The sequence below is a fragment of the Acidisoma sp. PAMC 29798 genome (assembly GCF_030252425.1).
In the GTDB taxonomy this organism is placed as follows: Bacteria; Pseudomonadota; Alphaproteobacteria; order Acetobacterales; family Acetobacteraceae; genus Acidisoma; species Acidisoma cladoniae.
On the sequence record NZ_CP126994.1, the window covers coordinates 1654097 to 1676101 of the forward strand.

Annotated in this window: 19 protein-coding genes, 3 tRNA genes and 1 pseudogene; all 23 read left to right on the forward strand. The window is 63.5% G+C overall.

The window, feature by feature from the left end:
- Nucleotides 1–71 precede the first annotated feature (71 nt).
- The 23 genes and pseudogenes from QP803_RS07915 to nuoL all read left to right on the forward strand — a co-directional run bounded on the left by QP803_RS07915 (nt 72) and on the right by nuoL (nt 22001).
- Nucleotides 72–656, forward strand: coding sequence for a RecX family transcriptional regulator (locus QP803_RS07915; protein ID WP_284947236.1), 585 nt, complete (start codon nt 72–74; stop codon nt 654–656).
- Nucleotides 653–1462 (forward strand): FkbM family methyltransferase, encoded by an 810-nt coding sequence (locus QP803_RS07920; RefSeq protein WP_284947237.1) that lies wholly within the window; start codon nt 653–655, stop codon nt 1460–1462. The genes QP803_RS07915 and QP803_RS07920 overlap by 4 nt, the downstream gene beginning before the upstream one ends.
- A 4-nt stretch (nt 1463–1466) precedes the next feature.
- Nucleotides 1467–2912, forward strand: coding sequence for an NAD(P)H-hydrate dehydratase (locus QP803_RS07925; RefSeq protein ID WP_284947238.1), 1446 nt, complete (start codon nt 1467–1469; stop codon nt 2910–2912).
- A gap of 190 nt (nt 2913–3102) precedes the next feature.
- Nucleotides 3103–3187, forward strand: a tRNA-Leu gene (locus QP803_RS07930).
- Between the two features lie 85 nt (nt 3188–3272).
- Complete coding sequence (gene tig / locus QP803_RS07935; protein WP_284947239.1) at nt 3273–4601, forward strand: trigger factor; 1329 nt, start codon at nt 3273–3275, stop codon at nt 4599–4601.
- Between the two features lie 203 nt (nt 4602–4804).
- A complete protein-coding gene (gene clpP, locus QP803_RS07940; RefSeq protein ID WP_284947240.1) occupies nt 4805–5452 on the forward strand; it encodes an ATP-dependent Clp endopeptidase proteolytic subunit ClpP in 648 nt (215 codons plus the stop codon).
- Between the two features lie 221 nt (nt 5453–5673).
- Complete coding sequence (clpX, locus tag QP803_RS07945; RefSeq protein ID WP_284947241.1) at nt 5674–6927, forward strand: ATP-dependent Clp protease ATP-binding subunit ClpX; 1254 nt, start codon at nt 5674–5676, stop codon at nt 6925–6927.
- 145 nt (nt 6928–7072) lie between these two features.
- Nucleotides 7073–9451, forward strand: coding sequence for an endopeptidase La (gene lon, locus QP803_RS07950; RefSeq protein WP_284947853.1), 2379 nt, complete (start codon nt 7073–7075; stop codon nt 9449–9451).
- Between the two features lie 231 nt (nt 9452–9682).
- The gene (locus QP803_RS07955) at nt 9683–9943 is read left to right on the forward strand and encodes an HU family DNA-binding protein (protein WP_284947854.1); all 261 of its coding nucleotides are present in this window, start codon (nt 9683–9685) and stop codon (nt 9941–9943) included.
- A 99-nt stretch (nt 9944–10042) separates the two neighbouring features.
- Nucleotides 10043–10117: transfer RNA gene (locus tag QP803_RS07960), tRNA-Val, on the forward strand.
- A gap of 112 nt (nt 10118–10229) precedes the next feature.
- Nucleotides 10230–10306, forward strand: a tRNA-Asp gene (locus QP803_RS07965).
- Between the two features lie 178 nt (nt 10307–10484).
- Complete coding sequence (locus tag QP803_RS07970; protein WP_284947242.1) at nt 10485–10850, forward strand: NADH-quinone oxidoreductase subunit A; 366 nt, start codon at nt 10485–10487, stop codon at nt 10848–10850.
- Nucleotides 10851–10854: 4 nt separating this feature from the next.
- Nucleotides 10855–11457, forward strand: coding sequence for a NuoB/complex I 20 kDa subunit family protein (locus QP803_RS07975; RefSeq protein WP_284947243.1), 603 nt, complete (start codon nt 10855–10857; stop codon nt 11455–11457).
- Between the two features lie 34 nt (nt 11458–11491).
- Nucleotides 11492–12088 carry an NADH-quinone oxidoreductase subunit C gene (locus tag QP803_RS07980; protein WP_284947855.1) on the forward strand — a complete coding sequence of 199 codons (597 nt, stop codon included), beginning with the start codon at nt 11492–11494 and terminating at the stop codon, nt 12086–12088.
- 49 nt (nt 12089–12137) lie between these two features.
- Complete coding sequence (locus QP803_RS07985) at nt 12138–13334, forward strand: NADH-quinone oxidoreductase subunit D (protein ID WP_284947856.1); 1197 nt, start codon at nt 12138–12140, stop codon at nt 13332–13334.
- 2 nt (nt 13335–13336) lie between these two features.
- Nucleotides 13337–13960 (forward strand): annotated as a pseudogene (nuoE, locus tag QP803_RS07990) (NADH-quinone oxidoreductase subunit NuoE); the annotation flags it as partial.
- Nucleotides 13961–14093: 133 nt separating this feature from the next.
- Nucleotides 14094–15413 carry an NADH-quinone oxidoreductase subunit NuoF gene (gene nuoF / locus QP803_RS07995; protein WP_284947244.1) on the forward strand — a complete coding sequence of 440 codons (1320 nt, stop codon included), beginning with the start codon at nt 14094–14096 and terminating at the stop codon, nt 15411–15413.
- Nucleotides 15414–15419: 6 nt separating this feature from the next.
- A complete protein-coding gene (gene nuoG, locus QP803_RS08000; protein WP_284947245.1) occupies nt 15420–17474 on the forward strand; it encodes an NADH-quinone oxidoreductase subunit NuoG in 2055 nt (684 codons plus the stop codon).
- Between the two features lie 8 nt (nt 17475–17482).
- Nucleotides 17483–18496, forward strand: a complete 1014-nt coding sequence (gene nuoH, locus QP803_RS08005) for an NADH-quinone oxidoreductase subunit NuoH (RefSeq protein WP_284947246.1) — start codon at nt 17483–17485, stop codon at nt 18494–18496.
- 39 nt (nt 18497–18535) lie between these two features.
- Complete coding sequence (gene nuoI, locus QP803_RS08010) at nt 18536–19024, forward strand: NADH-quinone oxidoreductase subunit NuoI (RefSeq protein ID WP_284947248.1); 489 nt, start codon at nt 18536–18538, stop codon at nt 19022–19024.
- A gap of 12 nt (nt 19025–19036) precedes the next feature.
- On the forward strand, nt 19037–19765 hold the full coding sequence (locus tag QP803_RS08015; protein ID WP_284947857.1) for an NADH-quinone oxidoreductase subunit J: 729 nt from the start codon (nt 19037–19039) through the stop codon (nt 19763–19765).
- Between the two features lies 1 nt (nt 19766).
- Complete coding sequence (gene nuoK, locus QP803_RS08020; RefSeq protein WP_284947249.1) at nt 19767–20075, forward strand: NADH-quinone oxidoreductase subunit NuoK; 309 nt, start codon at nt 19767–19769, stop codon at nt 20073–20075.
- A 3-nt stretch (nt 20076–20078) separates the two neighbouring features.
- On the forward strand, nt 20079–22001 hold the full coding sequence (gene nuoL, locus QP803_RS08025) for an NADH-quinone oxidoreductase subunit L (RefSeq protein ID WP_284947250.1): 1923 nt from the start codon (nt 20079–20081) through the stop codon (nt 21999–22001).
- Nucleotides 22002–22005: the final 4 nt, after the last annotated feature.

A 22005-nucleotide genomic window follows, 5' to 3' on the forward strand; every position in this document is an offset into this window, starting at 1 on the left:
AAGGCGGAAAGTAAAGATGTATGGGATCCGCCGCCAGTGACGTCAATAAAGCAGAACCAAGCAACACACAGATGACACAGGCAAAAGCATCAAGGCTCGACGAAGCCGCTCTGCGTGAGGCGGGACTTGCCTATATGGCGCGGTATGGCGGTACGGCGGCGGCGCTGACACGCGCCCTCGACCGTCGGATCCGGCGATGGGCGGAGCCGCTGCTGGCGGCCGAAGCGCCGGACCGCGAGGCGATTGCCGCGCAGACGGCGGTGCTCAAGCACATCGCCCGCGAGGTTGTGCTGTCACTCGCAGAACTCGGGGCCGTGGATGACGCCGCTTTCGCCGAAAGTCGCGCCCGGCGGCTGCGGCGGTCCGGCCGATCCCGCCGCGCGGTGCTCGCCCATCTCGGCGGCAAAGGCGTGGCGGCCGACCTCGCTTCGGCTGCGGTGCCTGAGGATGAGGCGGCGGAACTCGCGGCCGCCCTGTCCTTCGCCCGTCGCCGGCGCGTTGGGCCTTTTGCGCGTGAGGCGCCGTCAGAAGACGAGAGCCGGGACCGTATTCTGGCGGCCTTTGGCCGTGCCGGCTTCAACGGCGGCGTCGCACGGCAGGCGCTGGACTGCGATCCGGTCGAGGCCGAGCGGCTGATTCGGGAGCAACGCGGATGAAACCCTTCCGGCCCATCACCGAACCGCTGGAAGCCGGCGTCGCCCGCCAGCGGGGCGTGTTCGAGGCGCTGTCCCTGCTGACGCCGCAAGATCTGCCGGAGGAGCGCAAGATCCGCATCGGCGGCCCGGGAGACGGCGGCTATGTGCTGGTCGATCGGCTGCGGCCGGGGCAGGCGGTCATGAGCTTCGGGGTCGGCCCCACGGTCAGTTTCGACCTCGACCTCGCGGCGCGCGGCCATACGGTGCTGCTGTTCGACCACACGATTGATGCGCTGCCGGCCACGCATGAGCGCTTCACCTGGTATCCCGAAGGCGTTTCGGGCGAGTCCGATGTTGCGCGGCGGCTGTTCACGCTGGCGGACCATATGGCGAAGCTGCCGCCGGGTGGGGAGGCGCCGATCCTGAAGATGGACGTCGAGGGCGCGGAGTGGGACGTGCTGACTGAGACACCGATGGGTCTGCTGCGACGCTTCGAGCAGATCGTCATCGAATTGCATGAACTGCCCCGGCTTGAGGAGCGCGGCTTCCGCAGCATGGCCTGGAAGGCGCTGGCGACCTTGTCCTCCGCCTTCACCCTCTGCCATGTGCATGCCAACAATTTTGGCGGCATCGCGACGGTGTCGGGCTTTCCGGTGCCCGAAACGCTGGAAGTGACCTATATCCGCACCGATCTGGTGGCATCTGCGCCCTCCACCACATTCTATCCGACCGCGCTCGATTCCGGGAATTGCCTGGACTGGCCGGATTTGCCGTTGTGGTTCTATCCCTTCATGCCCGGCAGCGGGGCGGCGGCCTTCCCAAGGTGAGATGATGCCCGATCCATCGGAACTGCTGACGCCGGACGAGATGGGGCAGGTGGATCGCGCGGCGCCGGGCCTGGGCGTGCCGAGCCTCGTTTTGATGGAGAATGCGGGCAGGGCGGTGGCGCGCGCCATCCGTCGCCGGATGCGGCCGTGTCGCACGGTGGTGTTCTGCGGTCCCGGCAATAACGGCGGCGACGGTTATGTCGTGGCCCGGCTGCTGGCACAGGACGGGTGGCCGATCGCCGTCGCGGCCCTGGCACCGCCGCGTGACGGCACGGACGCCGCGATCATGGCCGCGCGATGGCGCGGGCTGATGGTGCCCTTCACCGTGGCCGAGGCTGCGCGCGCCGGTCTGGCGATCGACGCCGTGTTTGGTGCCGGACTGTCCCGCGATGTCGATCCCGCCGTGACCGATGTGCTTGCCGCTGCCCGCCGATTGGTCGCGGTGGACGTGCCGAGTGGCGTGGACGGCACCACCGGTGCCTCGCGCGGCGGCGTCTCCCATGCCGAGATGACCGTGACCTTCTATCGCCTCAAGCCCGGCCACCTGCTTCTGCCGGGGCGGGAGCTGTGCGGGGAGACGGTGCTCGCCGATATCGGCATGCCTGACGGCGTGCTGGACGGGATCGACGTGAAAACCTGGATCAACGGTACCGCGCTCTGGACCGTGCCGAGCCTCACCATGAGCGGTCAGAAATATACGCGTGGCATGCTGACCGTGCTGGCGGGGGCGGAGATGGGGGGCGCCGCGCGCCTCGCCTCCATGGCGGCGCGGCGGGCAGGGGCGGGGCTGCTGACTGTCGTGGTGGAGGGCAATGGCGACGTGCTGCGCGCGACCGAGCCGGGCCTGATCGTTAGCGAAGCACCGCTGGAGAGACTGCTGGAGGATGAGCGACGCAAAACCTGGCTCTGCGGACCGGGCCTGGGGCTGGACCGCGCACGAGCGGCTCTGCCCAAGCTCATCGCCGCCGAGCGCCAGATCGTGGCAGACGCGGATGCGCTGGGGGCCTGCGCCGGGAACCCAGATCGCTTGAAGGGGGTTGCGGTCATCACGCCGCATGGCGGGGAGTTCGCGAAGCTGTTCGGGCCTGTGGGGGACGACAAGGTGGCCGCTGCCCGCCGCGCCGCCGCGCGGATCGGGGCTGTGGTCGTGCTCAAGGGCGCGGATACGGTCATCGCCGCGCCCGACGGGCGCGTCGCCATCAATAATAATGCGCCGCCGAGCCTGGCGACCGCCGGGTCCGGCGATACGCTCGCCGGCATCATCGCGGGTTTGCTGACCCAGGGCATGGCGCCTTGGGAGGCGGCGGCGGCGGGCGTTTGGGTCCATGGCGCGGCGGCGACGATCGCCGATCCGAACCCTGGCGGTGGCGGTTTGATCGCCGAGGACTTGGCCGACGCCATTCCGCAGGCGTTGGGGATGCTCATCTACCCTCGCCATGCGCGGGCTTGACCCGCGCACCTACCCGGGCAGCGCCTAAACGCGGCCAGGGCGCCGCAACCGGTAGGCCCGCGGATCAAGTCCGCGGGTGCCAATCTTTAAGGTGTGGCCTCCCGCTCACCTGATTCCAGACCGTTTTGACCCGCCGCGCTTGTGGGGGGTGCGCATGTGGGGTAAAGCGCGCCCCCTGCGGATGCGGCCCGCGGGCGTGGTGAAATTGGCAGACACGCCAGATTTAGGTTCTGGTGGCGCAAGCCGTGGGGGTTCAAGTCCCTCCGCCCGCACCATCCGCTCTCGAACCGCATCCGTGCCGCGCCGTCCTTATCCTCGCCCTCTCACGCCTTCCTCGTTCTACCCGGAGCCCTGACGTCCATGCAGATCACCGAAACCCAGTCCGATGGGCTGAAGCACGCCTTCACCGTCACCCTTCCGTTCGCGGATCTGGAGGTGAAGCGCCAGGCGCGGCTGACGGAATTGGGCCGCACGATGAAGCTGCCGGGCTTCCGACCCGGTAAGGTGCCGATGACGCTGCTCCAGAAGCGCTATGGCTCCGCCGTCATGGCCGAAGTCGCCGATGAGTCGGTGAACGAGGCGACCCGCCAGCTTCTGTCAGATCGCGGCTTTCGCCCGGCGACGCAGCCCAAGGTCGATCTGGTCTCCGCCGGTGAGGAAAAGGATCTTGAGTTCACCGTCGAACTCGAAGTGCTGCCCGAGATCGTCATCCCGAGCCTGAGCGACATCACGCTGACCCGCCTGAAGGCTGAACCGGCGCCCGACTCCGTGGATCAGGGCCTGGCCAATATCCTCAAGAGCCGCCGTAAGGAGATCGATGTCACCGAAGATCGCCCCGCTGGCCAGGGCGATGGCCTGGTGGTCGATTTCGTCGGCCGCACCGGTGGTGAGTTGTTCGAGGGCGGCGCCGCCCAGGACATTTCCATCGAAATCGGTGGCACCGGCTTCATTCCGGGCTTCGCCGAACAGCTCGAAGGCATGAAGGTCGGTGAGACCCGCACCATCACCGTGACCTTCCCGGCCGATTACGGCGCCGCCGAGCTTGCCGGCAAAGAGGCCGAGTTCGACGTCACTGCCAAGGCGCTGAAGACCTATGAGACCCAGGACGCCACGGATGAGTTGGCTGTCGAACTCGGCTTCGAGGATCTCGAAGACCTGAAGAAATTCGTGCGTGACCGCCTGCAGCGCGAACTCGACTCCGAGGCGCGGCAGAACCTGAAGCGTCAGCTGCTGGATGCCCTGGCCGAAAAGGTCGATTTCGCCGTGCCGCCGAGCCTCTCAGCCAGTGAATTCAAGCAGATCTGGGATCGCCTGGAAGAGGAGCGGAAGGCCGGCCGCATCGACGAGGAAGACAAGGACAAGGACGAGGAGACTCTGCGCGCCGAGTATCAGGCGATCGCCGATCGTCGCGTGCGCCTTGGCCTGCTGCTGGCCGAAATCGGCCAGACCAACGGCATCACCGTCTCCAATGAAGAGATGAGCCGCGCCGTGTTCCAGCACTCCATGATGTATGGCGCGCGCCAGAAGGAAGCGCTGGAGATGTTCCGCAAGAACCCCCAGGCGGCCGATTTCCTGCGCGGCCCGATCTTCGAAGAGAAGGTCGTGGACTACGTCCTCGAACTCGCCAAGGTCGAGGATAAGGCCGTCTCTCCAGCCGAGCTGACAGCGGCCCTCGAGACCGAAGCGTAAGACGCCTCTTTTCTTTTTCCTAAGGCGGTCTCACATATGGGTGAGGCCGCAGACGACCGGCCTCCCTACGTCGCCAAAGCGGGACGGTTGGGCAGTCTGGCAGGCTGGATAAGACGACCCCTTGCGATGCGGGCAGGTTCATGGGGAAATGCCCGATATCCATCTAGACCGCGCCGGTGACCCTGGGCGGGGAAAGGAATGACATGAGAGATCGGGACCCGATCAGCGTTCTGAACAACACTTTGGTCCCCATCGTTGTGGAGCAGACCTCCCGCGGTGAACGGTCCTACGACATCTATTCCCGCCTCCTGAAGGAGCGGATCATCTTCCTGACCGGCCAGGTCTATGACGAGATGAGCTCGCTCATCTGCGCCCAGTTGCTGTTCCTGGAGAGCGAGAATCCCGCCAAGGACATCGCCTTCTACATCAACAGCCCCGGCGGCGTGGTCACCTCCGGTCTCGCGATTTATGACACCATGCAATACATCCGATGCCCCGTGAGCACCGTATGTATTGGGCAGGCGGCCTCCATGGGCAGCTTGCTGCTGACGGCGGGCGCGGCTGGCAAGCGATTCGCACTGCCGAACGCACGCATCATGGTGCACCAGCCGTCTGGCGGGGCGCAGGGCCAGGCGACGGATATCGAAATCCAGGCCCGCGAGATTTTGCGGATCCGGCAGCGGTTGAACGAAATCTACGTTCACCACACCGGCCAGACCCTGGAGAAGATCGAAGGCAAGCTGGAGCGCGACAGCTTCATGTCTGCCGCCGAAGCCAAGGATTTCGGCTTGATCGACATGGTTGTCGAGAACCGGCCGGTCGTGGGTGAGGACGGCAAGATCGTCGTTTAAGGCCGTTCCGGCCAAGCCTTGGGCCTTGGCCCGAAACTTGGATCGAAACTTGGATGCTGACCAGCGTCGGGCCGCGAAGGTTACCGGATCGCGGTCCGTGACGAAGAGCCGGGAAGGCGGGGATAGCTTTCGGCTAAGACCCCCGCCGCCTTGTTTCCTAACGCTTCCGGGGCGTAGTCTCGACGATCGACGCCCGGCACGATCCGGGGCAGGAGCTTGCTATGAGCAAAACCAGCGATTCTAAGAACACTCTCTACTGCTCGTTCTGCGGCAAGTCCCAGCATGAGGTCCGCAAGCTTATTGCGGGTCCGACCGTGTTCATTTGCGATGAATGCGTCGAGCTTTGCATGGACATCATCCGCGAGGAGAACAAAACCCACCTCGTCAAGTCCCGTGACGGAGTGCCGACTCCGCGTGAGATCTGCAAGGTGCTGGACGATTATGTCATCGGCCAGACACACGCCAAGAAGGTTTTGAGCGTCGCGGTTCACAACCATTACAAGCGCTTGGCCCATGGCCAGAAGCATAATGACGTGGAAATTGCGAAGTCGAACATCCTGCTGATCGGCCCCACCGGCTCGGGCAAGACATTGCTTGCCCAGACTCTGGCCCGGATGCTGGACGTGCCCTTCACCATGGCGGACGCCACCACCCTGACCGAAGCCGGCTATGTTGGTGAGGATGTTGAGAACATCATCCTCAAGCTGCTGCAGTCGGCCGATTACAATGTGGAACGCGCCCAGCGCGGCATCGTCTATATCGACGAGGTCGATAAGATCAGCCGCAAGTCCGACAACCCCTCCATCACCCGCGACGTGAGCGGAGAGGGCGTGCAGCAGGCCCTGTTGAAGATCATGGAAGGCACCGTCGCCTCCGTGCCGCCGCAGGGCGGGCGCAAGCATCCCCAGCAGGAGTTCCTGCAGGTTGATACGACGAACATCCTGTTCATCTGCGGCGGCGCCTTTGCCGGGCTGGACAAGATCATCGGCGCGCGCGGCAAGGGCTCGGGCATCGGCTATGGCGCGAGCGTGACCTCGCCTGACGAACGCCAAGTCGGCGCATTGTTGCGTGAGGTCGAGCCCGAGGATCTGCTGCGCTTCGGCCTGATCCCCGAGTTCATCGGCCGTCTGCCGGTGCTGGCGACTCTGGAGGATCTCGATGAGCCCGCGCTGATCGAAATTCTGACCAAGCCGAAGAACGCCCTTGTTAAGCAGTATGCGCGTCTGTTCGAGATGGAGGGCGTGAAGCTCGCCTTTACCGAGGACGCCATGAAGTCCGTGGCGGCGCGGGCCATCAAGCGCAAGACCGGCGCGCGGGGCTTGCGCTCCATCATGGAGCAGATCTTGCTGAGCACGATGTATGAGCTTCCCGGCCTCAACAATGTCGAGGAAGTCACCATCAACCGCGAAGTCGCGGAGAGCCGTGCCGAACCACTGTTCACCTACGGCAAGGAGCGGGTTGAAGAGAGCGCCTAACGGCCTCTCCAGACGCTCGCCGAACGCTGAAGTTCCATGCGGGTGCCGCTTCTGGGCCCGCGACGTGAACGACTGTCCTTGAAAGGAGGTCATCGTGACTGACAAGAAAACGACGGCACCGGAGCCTTCTCCGATCGCCACGCGGATGCCGGTGTTGCCGCTGCGGGACATCGTGGTTTTCCCGCATATGATCGTGCCGCTCTTCGTGGGCCGCGAAAAATCCGTCCGCGCGCTCGAGGCCGTTGTGAAGGACGGCAAGCAGATCTTGCTCGTCGCGCAGAAGAACGCAGCGCAGGACGATCCGGCGGCGGATGACATCTACCAGCTCGGCACCGTGTCCACGATCCTGCAGCTGCTCAAGCTGCCGGACGGGACCGTGAAGGTTCTCGTTGAAGGCCAGAGCCGCGCGAGCGTGACGAAGTTCACCGAGACCGACAATTTCTTCGAGGCCGAGGTCACCCCGATGGAGGAGATCGGCGGCGATTCGAAGGAGCTGGAGGCGCTGAGCCGCACGGTGGTCGGACAGTTCGAACAATACATCAAGCTCAACAAGAAGATCGCCCAGGAAGTCCTTGTTTCGCTTCACCAAATCGAAGATCCGGCGAAGCTCGCCGATACCGTCGCCAGCCATTTGACGCTGAAAATCTCTGAAAAGCAGGAGCTGCTGGAGATTAAGGGCGTCGGTGACCGTCTGGAGCGGTTGTTCGCCCATATGGAAACCGAAATCGGCGTCCTTCAGGTCGAGAAGCGCATCCGCAACCGCGTCAAGCGGCAGATGGAGAAGACCCAGCGCGAGTACTACCTGAACGAGCAGCTGAAGGCGATTCAGAAGGAGCTGGGTGAGGGCGAGGATGGTAAGGACGAGACCGCGGAGCTGGAAGAGAAGATCAAGAAGACCAAGCTCTCCAAGGAAGCCCGCGACAAGGCCGTGGCCGAGCTGAAGAAGCTCAAGACCATGAGCCCGATGAGCGCCGAGGCGACGGTGGTGCGCAACTACCTCGACTGGCTGCTGGCGGTGCCGTGGAAGAAGCGCAGCAAGATCAAGAACGACATTGCGGCCGCCGAAAAGGTGCTCGACGACGAGCATTACGCGATGGAGAAGATCAAGGAGCGCATTATCGAGTATCTGGCGGTGCAGGTGCGCAGCCAGAAGCTGCGTGGACCGATCCTGTGTCTGGTCGGGCCGCCGGGCGTCGGCAAGACCTCGCTCGCCAAGTCGATCGCCCATGCTACGGGCCGCAACTTCGTCCGCATGTCGCTCGGCGGCGTGCGCGACGAGTCTGAAATTCGCGGTCATCGCCGGACCTATATCGGCTCCATGCCGGGCAAGGTCATCCAGGGGATGAAGAAGGCAAAGACATCCAACCCCTTGTTTCTGTTGGATGAGATCGACAAGCTGGGCGCCGATTGGCGCGGCGACCCGAGTTCTGCGCTGCTTGAAGTGCTGGACCCGGAGCAGAATTCGACCTTCGCGGACCATTATCTGGAAGTCGATTACGACCTGTCGGACGTGATGTTCGTCACGACCGCCAATACCTTGCGGATGCCGCAGCCGTTGCTCGATCGCATGGAGATCATCCGCATCCCCGGCTATACCGAGGATGAGAAGGTCGAAATCGCCAAGCGCCATCTGATCCCCAAGCAGGGTCTCGCCCATAGCCTGAAGGACGGCGAATGGTCGATTTCTGACGACTCCTTGCACGAGCTGATCCGCTACTACACGCGGGAAGCGGGCGTTCGTAACCTGGAGCGGGAAATCGCCAATCTGGCGCGTAAGGCGGTGAAAGAGATCGTCACCGGCAAGGCGAAGAAGCTCGCCTTCACCCCGAGGAACCTGGAAAAGTTCGCAGGCGTGAAGAAGTTTCATTATGGCGAGGCTGAGTCGGAAGACATGGTCGGCGTCGTGACGGGCCTGGCCTGGACCGAAGTCGGCGGCGAGATCCTGACGATCGAAAGCGTGCTGCTGCCCGGCAAGGGGGGCGTGAAGCATACCGGCAAGCTTGGTGACGTGATGCAGGAGAGTGTGGCGGCGGCGATCAGCTACGTTCGTAGTCGCTCGATCACCTTCGGCATCAAGCCGACCTTGTTCGAGAAGCGGGACATCCACGTCCATGTGCCGGAAGGGGCGACCCCCAAGGACGGACCCTCCGCCGGTGTCGCCATGGCGGTCAGCATCGTCAGCATCTTGACGGGTATTCCCATCCGACGGGATGTGGCGATGACGGGTGAGATCACTCTGCGCGGCCGCGTATTGCCGATCGGCGGATTGAAGGAAAAGCTGTTGGCGGCGTTGCGGGCCGGCATCACCACGGTGTTCATCCCGAAGGAGAACGAGAAGGATCTGGCCGAAATTCCCGACAACGTGAAGAAGGGGATCAAGATCATTCCCGTCTCCCATGTCGATCAGGTGATCAGCCAGGCGCTGCAGCGAAAGCCCGAGCCCATCGAGTGGTCCGAGCCGGTGGAGGAGCCTATTCCGGCCAAACCGGCTGTCGGAGAGAAGGCGCCGTTGCTGCCGCATTGAGGCGCGATTCGCATTGAGGCAAAAAAGGCGGCGGAAGCAATTCCGCCGCCTTTTTTCTGCCGTGGCGGCCCTTTAGCGAAAAAGGATGATTACCAGTCCTGGTTGCAATCCGTGCACGCGCCGCTTCGACCTCTCGGTCGATCGACGGCTAGTAACTTCGGATCGCGATGCCAGTTCTGGTGTCGGAACGTCCATCCTTTCGCTGAAATAGGGAGTGCTGGTGTGAATAAAATGGAATTGGTCGCGGCGGTCGCCGAGCAGACGGATCTGTCCCGCGCAAAGGCGGGGGAGGTGGTGGATGCGGTCTTCGCCAAGATCGCCGAAGGGTTGAAATCGTCCGAAGTGCGGTTGATCGGCTTCGGCAATTTCGTGACGTCACAACGCAAGGCCGGCACCGGCCGCAACCCGCGCACGGGCGAGGAAATCCCGATTCCGGCTTCCGTCTCAGTCCGATTCAAGCCCGGCAAGGCGTTGAAGGATGCCGTTAACTAAGGTCCGCATCTCGGACGGCGGAATGCGCTGCGCTTTTCCGCCCTACGAAGCTGCGGTATGTAGGGCGGAAGAGCGCAGCGTATTCCGCCGCGCGACGATGGGCGGTTAGCTCAGCGGTAGAGCGTCTCGTTTACACCGAGAGGGCCGGCGGTTCGAATCCGTCACCGCCCACCAAACTCCTGTCCAGCCTAGGCGCCGCATGCGTGACGCCCGCTCACGCCTCTCCCATCTTTGCCAGAGCCGCTTGACGCTTCGGCCGCGCCGCTTTAACACCCGGCCAGTCGCTGCGGGTGTAGCTCAGTTGGTTAGAGCGCCGGCCTGTCACGCCGGAGGTCGCGGGTTCGAGTCCCGTCACTCGCGCCACAGTGACAATGTTTCAGGCTTATCAATCCCCTCACATAGACGAGCCGTCCCCTCCACACATGGTGAAGGGGTCCCCCTGGCAAGTCTTCGCGCAGGGGATTACGCTCACTTCGCGGTTGCGGTAGAAGGCCCCGTCAGGCCGCTGCCTGCGGTTCTGGTTCGGCCCAAGGAGTTGAAGGTGTACCCTTTGCTTTCGCAATACTGGCCGATCCTCGTCTTCATCGTCATTGCGGGCGGCATCGCCGGCGCCATGCTGGTGGGCTCGCTTCTGGCCGCGCGCCAGAAGCCCTATGCCGAAAAGCTCTCCGCCTATGAATGCGGATTTGAGCCCTTTGACGATGCGCGGCGCCGTTTCGACGTGCGCTTCTACCTCGTCTGCCTGCTGTTCATCATTTTCGATCTGGAAGTCGCCTTCCTGTTTCCCTGGGCCATCAGCCTTGCCCATATCGGCATGTTCGGCTTCTTGACCATGATGGGCTTCCTGGGCGTTCTGACCGTGGGCTTCATCTATGAGTGGCGCAAAGGCGCGCTGGATTGGGAATGACAGCATGAGCATCGCCCTGACACCCCATTCTCCCGATCACGGTTCTGCCAATCACGATCCCAACGCGCCGGTGCTGTGGAATCGCGATGCGCTTCCGCCCGGTGACGACCAGGATGCCGTCATTCGCAGCATCACCGGGGAAATCGCCGGCAAGGGCTTCGTCGTCGGCAATCTCGACAAGCTGGTGAACTGGGCCCGCACGGGCAGCTTGTGGCCGATGACCTTCGGCCTGGCATGCTGCGCCGTGGAAATGATCCACGCCTATATGCCGCGTTACGATCTTGACCGCATGGGCATCATCCCGCGCGCCAGCCCCCGCCAGAGCGACGTCATGATCGTCGCGGGCACGCTGACGAACAAAATGGCGCCGGCGCTGCGCAAGCTTTATGACCAGATGCCCGAGCCGCGCTGGGTCATTTCCATGGGCAGCTGCGCCAATGGCGGCGGCTACTACCACTATTCCTACTCCGTGGTGCGTGGCTGCGACCGCATCGTGCCGGTCGATGTCTATGTGCCGGGCTGCCCGCCGTCGGCTGAGGCGCTGGTCTACGGCATCATGCAGCTGCAAAAGAAAATCCGTCGCACGGGGACCATCCTTCGTGGCTGATCCCGCACCGGCCGCCGAGGCGCTTCCGGCCCCGATTAGTGCTGAGACCGCCCTCGCGAGCCTCGCGGGCGGCCTTCCGCGCGTTCTCTCGGCTAAGGTGGAGGTGGGCGAGGTGGTGCTGCGCACCGACCGCGAGTCGCTCATCGGCGTAATGACGACGCTCAAAGACGATCCACGCTTTGCTTTCGAGCAGGTGATGGATATTTGCGGCGTCGATTGGCCGAGCAAGCCCGAGCGCTTCGAGGTGGTCTACAATCTGCTCTCCGTCTCCCTCAACCAACGCATCCGCGTCATCGTCACGACGGATGAGGTGGCTGCCGTGCCGTCCGTCCACGAACTTTGGGCGTCGGCGACCTGGTGGGAACGGGAATGCTACGACCTGTTCGGCATCGCCTTTTCCGGTCAGCCGGATCTGCGCCGCATCCTGACCGATTACGGCTTCGTCGGGCATCCGCTGCGCAAGGACTTTCCGATGACGGGCTATGTTGAGGTCCGCTACGACGAGGAACGCAAGCAGGTCATCTACGAACCGGTGAACCTGACGCAGGATTTCCGCCGCTTCGATTTCATCTCGCCTTGGGAGGGCATGACGACGCTCCCCGGGGACGAGAAAGCACATCGCGAGGGCTGAGGGCATGAGCGACGTCACGGACAAGCTGGGCACGGCGCAATACGACCCGATGCCGGCCGGCACGACGACCCAGACCATCGAAATCGACAGCCATGCGATGAACTTCGGGCCGCAGCATCCGGCGGCCCATGGGGTCTTGCGCATGATCCTGGAAATGGACGGCGAGGTGGTGGACCGCGCCGACCCGCATATCGGCCTGCTGCATCGCGGCACTGAAAAGCTGATCGAGGCACGGACTTATCTTCAGAACGTTCCGTATTTCGATCGGCTCGACTATGTCAGCCCGATGGCGCAGGAGCATTGCTACTGCATGGCCGTCGAGAAGCTGCTCGGCATCACGGTGCCGGAGCGGGCCGAGTGGATCCGGACCATGTTCGCGGAGATTACCCGCATCCTGAACCATATCCTCAACGTCACGTCCTTCGGGCTCGACGTCGGTGCGCTCACGGCGAGCCTCTGGGGTTATGAGGAACGCGAAAAGCTGATGGAGTTTCATGAAGCGGCGTCCGGTGCGCGGCTTCATGCGAATTATTTCCGGCCCGGCGGCGTCAATCGCGACCTGCCGATCGGTCTTGAGGATAAGATCCTCGCGTGGTGCGACGATTATCCCACCTTCATCGATGACCTCGAAGGGCTGCTGACGGATAATCGCATCTGGAAGCAGCGCACGGTCGATATCGGTATCGTCACGGCCGAGCAGGCGCTCAATTGGGGCTTCAGCGGCCCCAACCTGCGGGCTTCCGGCGTGCCGTGGGATCTCCGCCGCGCCCAGCCGTATTCGAAATATTCCGAAGTGGCCTTCGAGGTCCCGGTGTCGCGCCACGGCGATTGCTACGACCGCTATCTCATGCGCATTCAGGAAATGCGTGAGAGCGTCAAGATCATTCGCCAATGCCTGCAAAAGATGAAGCCAGGCCCCATCCGTGTGCAGGACAATAAGTTCACGCCGCCGAAGCGGGCCGAGATGAAGCGCTCGATGGAAGCGCTGATCCATCACTTCAAGCTCTTTACCGAGGGCTTCCATGTGCCGGCCGGCGCGACTTATACGACCGTCGAATCCCCCAAGGGCGAGTTCGGCGTCTATCTGGTGGCGGACGGCACCAACCGGCCCTATCGCTGCAAAATCCGTTCGACGGGCTTCTCCCACCTCCAGGCGATGGACAAGATGGCGAAGGGGCACATGCTGGCCGATACTGTCTCCATCATCGGCTCCCTCGACCTCGTCTTCGGCGAAATCGACAGGTAATCATGAGCGAAACCAATACTGTCGACGTCGCCGAGCCGGTGAGCTTCGTCTTTGACGCGCATAGCCGCGAGCAGATCGACGTCATCCTGAAACGCTATCCGCCCGAGCGACAGGCGAGTGCGGTCCTGCCGGTGCTGTACGTCGTGCAGAACCAGATGTTCCGTCTGGAAGACAGTGCCTGGGTGCCGCGCGTTGCGATGGATACGGTTGCGGCCCTGCTCGATATGCCGCCGATCCGCGTCTACGAAATCGCGACCTTCTATACGATGTTCAACCTCAAGCCGATCGGCCGCTACAACCTGCAAGTCTGCACCACGACGCCGTGCTGGCTGCGCGGGTCGGACGATGTGGTCGCCGCCTGCAAGAAGGCCACCGGCATTGCCCACTGGGGCGAGACCAGCGCCGACAGGCTGTTCACGATGAAGGAGGTCGAGTGTCTCGGCGCCTGCGTGAATGCGCCGATGATCCAGGTCAATGACGATTACTACGAAGATCTCGACGGCCCCCGCACCGAGGCGCTGATCGCCGCTCTGCGCCGCGGCGAAGTGCCGACGCCGGGCTCGACCATCGGTCGCATCGGGTCCATGGCCGAGGGCGGCAAGACGACGTTGCTGGACGAGGCGGCTTTGTGGTCGCCGGCCCATTACGACGCGGAGAAGAAGGCGCGTGCCGAGGCGCAAGCCCGCGCAGCCGCAGAGGCCGCCGCCAATCCGCCGGCCCCCGCTGAGCCCATCGCCGCCAAGCCGGGAGTGTGATGACATGCTGAAAGATCACGACCGCATCTTCACGAATCTCTACGGCGAACGCGACTGGCATCTCGACGGCGCCCGCACGTCCGGGGATTGGCAAGGCACCGCCGATATCATGGCGCGTGGACGTTTCGCGATCGTCGATGAGATGAAGGCCTCCGGCCTGCGCGGCCGTGGCGGCGCCGGTTTCCCGGCCGGTCTGAAATGGTCCTTCATGCCCAAGGATCGCGGCGACAAGCCGGCCTATCTTCTGGTCAATTGCGACGAAAGCGAGCCCGGCACCTGCAAGGACCGCGAAATCCTGCGCAACGACCCGCATAAGCTGGTCGAGGGCTGTCTGCTCGCCGGCTTCGCGATGGGGGCGACCGCCGCCTACTGCTACATTCGCGGCGAATATTACCTGGAATATGTGCGGCTGCAGACGGCGGTGGAGGAGGCCTATGCGGCCGGCCTCATCGGTAAGAACGCCTCCGGCTCCGGCTATGATTTCGACGTTTTCGTCCATCGCGGCGCCGGCGCCTATATTTGTGGCGAGGAAACCGCGCTGATCGAAAGCCTCGAAGGCAAGAAGGGCATGCCCCGCTCGAAGCCGCCCTTTCCGGCGGCGATGGGCCTGTATGGCTGCCCGAGCACGGTGACCAATTGTGAAACCGTGGCGGTGGCGCCGACCATCCTGCGGCGCGGTGCCAAATGGTTCGCGAGCTTCGGCCGCGACAAGAATGTCGGCACCAAGCTGTTCTGCATCTCCGGCCATGTGAACAAGCCCTGCACGGTCGAGGAATCGATGAGCATCCCGATGCGGGAGCTGATCGAGGTTCATGCCGGCGGCGTGCGTGGCGGCTGGGACAATCTTCTGGCCATCATTCCGGGCGGCGTCTCGGTTCCGATGATCACCAAGGAGATGGCCGAGAAGTCGCTGATGGACTTCGACAGCCTGCGCGAAATGCGCAGCGGCCTGGGTACCGGCGCGGTCATCGTCATGGACAAGTCCACCGATCTGATCAAGGCGATTGCGCGGATCTCGGCCTTCTACAAGCATGAGAGCTGCGGCCAATGCACGCCCTGCCGCGAAGGCACCGGCTGGATGATGCGGATCATGAACCGCATGGTCGAAGGCCGTGCGGAACTGGACGAGATCGACATGCTGGAGAACGTGACACGGCAGGTTGAAGGCCACACCATCTGCGCCTTGGGCGACGCCGCCGCCTGGCCGATCCAGGGCCTGATTCGTCACTTCCGCCCGCTGATGGAAGAACGGATCACCGCCTATAAGGCGTCCCGGATGCCGCCCGTGGCGGTCACGCACCCCCTGGCGATTGCGGCGGAGTAACGGGCAATGACCAAGCTCACGATAGACGGGATTGAGATCGAGGTGCCGAGCGGCTTCTCCGTGCTGCAAGCGGCCGAGGCCGCCGGTAAGGAGATTCCGCGTTTCTGCTTTCACGACCGTTTGTCTGTCGCGGCCAATTGCCGCATGTGCCTGGTCGAGGTCGAGAAGGCGCCGAAGCCCGTGGCGTCCTGCGCTTTCCCGGTGGGCGAGGGCATGGTTGTGAAGACCGACAGCCCGCTGGTGCGCAAGGCGCGCCGGGGCGTGATGGAATTCCTGCTCATCAATCACCCGCTGGATTGCCCGATCTGCGATCAGGGCGGCGAGTGCGACCTGCAAGACCAGGCGATGGCCTATGGCGCCGACCATTCCCGCTATACCGAGAATAAGCGCGCGGTTCAGGACAAGAACCTCGGCCCCATCGTCAAGACGACCATGACCCGCTGCATCCAGTGCAGCCGTTGCATCCGCTTCTCGACCGAAATCGCCGGCGTGCCCGAATTGGGCGGCACCTCGCGCGGCGAGATGATGGAGATCACCACCTATGTCGAGAAGGCGCTGACGTCGGAGCTGTCCGGCAACCTGGTGGACATCTGCCCGGTCGGCGCGCTGACCTCCAAGCCCTATGCCTATACCGCGCGGCCGTGGGAGCTGAAGAAGACTGACAGCATCGACGTGTTGGACGCGGTCGGCACCAATATCCGGATCGACGCACGCGGCCCGCAGGTGATGCGCATCCTGCCGCGCCTCAATGAGGACGTGAACGAGGAATGGCTGGCCGATAAGTCCCGCCATGCCCAGGACGGCTTGATGCGCCGCCGGCTGGACAAGCCCTGGCTGCGCGTTAACGGCCGGCTGCGCCCTGCGACCTGGGAAGAGGCCTTCATCGCCATCGCCGCGCGCCTTAAGGACGTGCCGGGTAGCCGCATCGGCGCCCTCGCGGGCGATTTGGCAGACGCCGAAAGCATGCTGGCGCTGAAGGATCTGCTCGGTTCGCTCGGATCCACGAATGTCGATTGCCGCCAGGGCGGCGCGCAGTTCGATACCGCCCGGCGCGACTTCTACCTGTTCAACTCGACCATCGCCGGGATCGAGGATGCCGATGCCCTGCTGCTGATCGGGACCAATCCGCGCCATGAGGCGCCGATCCTGAATGCCCGCATTCTGAAGCGCTGGCGCGCCAATCGCCTGCCGGTGGCCGTGATCGGTTCAGCGACGGACCTTACCTATCCGTCCGAGATCATCGGCGCAGGGGCCGAGACGCTGGCCGCCGTGCTGGACGGAAGCCACGCCTTCGCGAAAGTGCTGACCGAGGCCAAGCGGCCGATGATTGTGGTCGGTGAGAGCGCGCTGACGGGCACAGGCGGCGCCGATGTGCTCGCGAGCGCCTGGGCGCTGGCCGAAAAGGTCGGCGGTTTCAGCGACGATTGGCATGGCTTCAATGTGCTGCACCGTGCGGCGGCCCGCGTCGGCGGCCTCGACCTCGGCTTCGTGCCGGGTGAGGGCGGCATCGGCTGGGCCGACATGGTGCATGGCGGCGTAGACGTGCTGTGGCTGCTGGGCGCCGATGAGTTCGACGCCGCCGCCATCGCGCCGGAAACCTTCGTCATCTACCAGGGCCATCATGGTGACCGGGGCGCGGCGCGCGCCGACGTCATCCTGCCCGGCGCTGCCTATACCGAGAAAAGCGGCACCTATGTGAACACCGAGGGCCGCGTGCAGCAGACCCAGCCCGCGACCTTCCCGCCGGGCGAGGCCAAGGAAGACTGGCGCATCATTCGCGCCTTCAGTTCGGTCATCGACCGCACGCTGCCCTATGACACGATCCGCGCCTTGCGGGAGCATCTGGTCGCCGTCAATCCGGTCTTCGACACTGCCGCCGCCTTCCGCCGTCTCGCGACCTCCGACACCACCGGGCCGGTTTCCTCGGGTCACGCAGCCGGGGCACGGGCCTTCACCCGCGCGATCGAAAACTATTACCAGACCGACCCGATCAGCCGCGCCAGCCCGACCATGCAGGCTTGTACCGAAACCTTCGCGCCGCTGTTGCAGGCGGCGGAGTAGACCGCGTCATGGCGATGTTTTTCACGACGATTCTGGGCCAGATCATCCTGCGCCTGCTGGAGACGCTGGCTATCCTGGTGCCGCTGCTGCTCATGGTCGCCTATGCGACCTATGCCGAGCGCAAGGCCTTGGCCGCCATTCAGCTGCGCAAGGGACCCAATGTCGTCGGCCCCTTCGGCCTTTGGCAGCCCTTCGCCGACGCCATCAAGATGGTGATGAAGGAAACCATCGTCCCCACGGGCGCGAACCGCATCCTGTTCATGATGGCGCCGATGATCACCTTCGGCCTTGCCATGGTCGCCTGGGCCGTGGTGCCGACCGGTAACAATCTGGCCGTCGCCAACATCAATGTCGGCATTCTCTATCTGCTGGCGATCAGCTCCCTTGGTGTCTACGGCATCATCATTGCCGGCTGGGCCAGCAACTCTAAATACGCCTTTCTCGGCGCACTGCGCTCGGCGGCCCAGATGGTCAGCTACGAGGTCTCCATCGGCTTCGTGCTGGTTTCGGTGTTGCTGTGCGTCGGCAGCCTCAACCTGAATGACATCGTGCGCGCGCAGAACGGGTTGTGGTTCTGCATTCCGCTGTTCCCGATGTTCGTGGTCTTCTTTATCTCGGGCCTCGCTGAAACCAACCGCGCGCCTTTCGACATGGCGGAAGGCGAGAGCGAGATCGTCGCCGGCTACATGGTCGAATACAGCTCCATGAGCTACGCGATGTTCTTCCTCGGCGAATACGCGAACATGATCCTGATGAGCGGGATGGTCAGCATCCTGTTCTTGGGCGGCTGGCTCGCCCCGCTGCCCTTCGCGCCCTTCACCTGGGTGCCGGGGCCGATCTGGTTCATCCTGAAAATCTGCTTCGTCATGTTCATGTTCTTCTGGGTGCGGGCGACCTTTCCGCGCTTCCGCTACGATCAGCTCATGCGTCTGGGCTGGAAGGTCTTCCTGCCGCTCTGCCTCGGCTGGATGGTGTTGACCGCCGCCGTGCTGGAAATCTTCGGATGGCTGCCCAATGGCTGAGTTCACGCGCCTCTCGTTAACGAGCCAAGGAAACGATTGATGGCTTCGCTCGCACGCACCGCCAAGGGTCTTCTGCTGCTGGAATTGCTCAGCGGCATGGCCATCACTTTGCGCTATATGTTCAAGCCGAAGGTCACGATCAATTACCCCTTCGAGAAGTCGCCGCTGAGCCCGCGCTTCCGGGGCGAGCATGCGCTGCGCCGCTATCCCAATGGCGAGGAACGCTGCATCGCCTGCAAGCTGTGTGAGGCGATCTGTCCGGCCCAGGCCATCACCATCGAAGCCGAGGCCCGCGAAGACGGCAGCCGCCGCACCACGCGATACGACATCGATATGGTGAAGTGCATCTATTGCGGTCTGTGTGAGGAAGCCTGCCCGGTGGATGCCATCGTGGAGGGACCGAACTTCGAATACGCGACCGAAACGCGGGAGGAGCTGCTCTATGACAAGGAGAAGCTGCTCTCGAACGGGGACCGCTGGGAACCGGAACTCGCCCGTCGCCTTGAACTCGATGCCCCCTACCGGTAAGGCGGCGCCATGATCCTCGCCAATCTCTTCTTCTATGTCTTCGCGGCGATCCTGGTCGCGGCGGCGGTCATGGTCGTGACCTCGCGCAACCCGGTGCATTCCGTGTTGTTCCTCATCCTGGCATTCTTTAACGCGGCGGCCCTGTTCCTGATCGCGGGGGCCGAGTTCCTCGCGATGATCCTGCTGATCGTGTACGTCGGTGCGGTCGCGGTGCTGTTCCTGTTCGTCGTCATGATGCTCGACATCGACTTTTCCGAGCTGCGCGCCGGCGTGCAGCGCTACGCGCCGATCGGCGCCGTGATCGGCGCCATCCTGTTCCTGGAACTGGTTTTGGGCGTCGGCGGGTGGCGTTTCGCGCCGAGCGTCGCGACCCAAAGCCTGACGCCGATGACCGTGGGCATCACCAACACCGATGCCATCGGCCGCGTCCTCTACACCCAATACGCTTTCCTGTTTGAGACTTCGTCCCTGATCCTGATGGTGGCCATGATCGGCGCCATCGTGCTGACGCTGCGGGATCGCAAGCGGTCCAAGCATCAGGACATCGCACGCCAGATCGCGCGGACGCCGGCCGATACGATGATCATGATGGATCTGCCGATCGGCGTCGGCGTGAAGGCCCTGGGCATCCGCCGGCCGGACCCGCTGCTGGCGCCGCCCTCCGAGGATGGTGTGACCCTGCCGGAGACGGTGGCTCCCGAGCCTGTTCTGGTCTCGCATACGCCCGGAGGGACGCACTGAGATGCCCGTCAGCATCAGCCATTACCTCGTGCTGTCGGCCATTCTGCTGGTGGTGGGCATCTTCGGCATCTTCATGAACCGCAAGAACGTCATCACCATCATGATGTCGATCGAGCTGATCCTGCTCGCCGTGAACCTCAATCTCGTCGCCTTCTCCGCCGCCTTGCATGACCTCACCGGGCAGGTCTTCACCATGTTCGTGCTGACGGTCGCGGCGGCCGAAGCCGCCATCGGCCTCGCCATCATCGTCACCTACTTCCGCAACCGCGGCTCGATCGCGGTCGAAGACGTCAATCTGATGAAGGGCTAAGACGTGATCTTCGCCATTGCCGTCTTCGCCCCCCTGCTGGGCGCGCTGATCTCGGGCTTGTTCGGTCGCAGCCTGGGGGATCGCGGGGCGCAGATCGTCAGTGTCCTGTTCATGCTGATCGCCTCCGCCGCTGCCGTCGCCTCCGGCCTGCAACTCCTTACCGGCCTGGTGCCCGATGGCATCCTGGTCATCGGCAACTGGATGCATGTCGGCAGTTTCCAGGCGGATTGGACGTTGCGCGTCGATAGCCTGTCGGCCGTCATGGTGATGATGGTGACCGTGGTCTCCACGCTCATTCACATCTACTCGGTCGGTTATATGGCCGAGGATCGCTCCATTCCGCGCTTCTTCGCCTATCTGTCGCTCTTCACCTTCGCCATGCTCATGCTGGTGACGGCGAACGACCTGTTGCAGCTGTTCTTCGGCTGGGAAGGCGTGGGCCTGGTCAGCTATCTGCTGATCGGCTTCTGGTATGACCGCCCGAGTGCGAATGCCGCCGCCATCAAGGCCTTCGTCATGAACCGGGTGGGCGACCTCGGCTTCGCGCTGGGCATCGGCCTGGTGTTCTTCCTGTTCGGTAGCATCCGCCTGGACGCGATCTTCGCGGCCGTGCCGGCCCATAACGCCGATGTCTATCGTCTGTTCGGCACCAATCTGCATGCCATGGATGTCATCGGCATCCTGCTGTTCATCGGCGCCATGGGTAAGTCGGCGCAGATCGGGCTGCACACCTGGTTGGTGGATGCGATGGAAGGCCCGACGCCGGTTTCCGCCCTCATCCATGCCGCGACCATGGTCACGGCCGGCGTGTTCCTGATGGCGCGGATGTCGCCGCTGCTGGAATACGCGCCCATCGCCTTGGGCGTGGTCGGCGTTATCGGCGGCACCACGGCGCTGTTCGCGGCGACCATCGGCTGCGTGCAGACCGATATCAAGAAGGTCATCGCTTATTCCACCTGCTCGCAGCTCGGCTATATGTTCGTGGCGATTTCGGTGGGCGCCTATCAGGCCTCGATCTTCCACCTCATCACCCATGCCTTCTTCAAGTCGCTGCTGTTCCTCACTGCAGGCTCCGTCATTCATGCGATGTCGGGCGAGCAGGACATGCGCAAGATGGGCGGCTTGTGGCGTCTTATCCCCTTCACCTACGTCATGATGTGGATCGGCAACCTGGCGCTCGCCGGCATTCCGCCGCTGTCGGGCTTCTATTCCAAGGATGCGATCGTCGATTCCGCCTTCTTCGGCCATGGCGGCGGCTATGCTTTCATCTGCGTCGAGATCGCCACTTTCCTGACCGCCTTCTATTCCTGGCGCCTGCTGTTCATGACCTTCCACGGCCGTGCGCGCGGGGATGATCACGTCATGGCGCATGTCCATGAAAGCCCCTGGGTGATGCGCGGGCCGCTGGCCTTGCTGGCCCTCGGCGCCATCTTCGTGGGCGTGTCCTTAAAATACGACTTCATCGGCGCCGGTGACACGCTGTTCTGGGACGGGGCGATTTCCGACATTCATCATGAGGGTATCCTTCCGTCGCTCGAACATATTCCCTTCCTGATCGACATCCTGCCGACCGTGCTCGGTATCCTCGGGATTCTGGCGGCCTATCTGATGTATGTCGCGACGCCCGATCTGCCGGCCCGGCTCGCCCGCCGCTTCGCCGGCGTCTACCGCGTGCTTGTCCACAAATATTATTTCGACGAGTTTTATGACGCGGTCTTCGTCCGCGCCTATCGCGTGCTGGCGCGCGGGCTGTGGCATATCGGCGATGAGGGCATCATCGACGGTATTCCAAGGGGCGGCGCGGCCATTGCGCGCGGCTCAGCCGGGGGATTGGTGCGCTTGCAGAGCGGTTCACTCGCGCAATACGCCTTCGTCATGCTGATTGGCCTGGTCGTTCTGATCAGCGTCTTCCTGATCTTCCGGTGAGCGT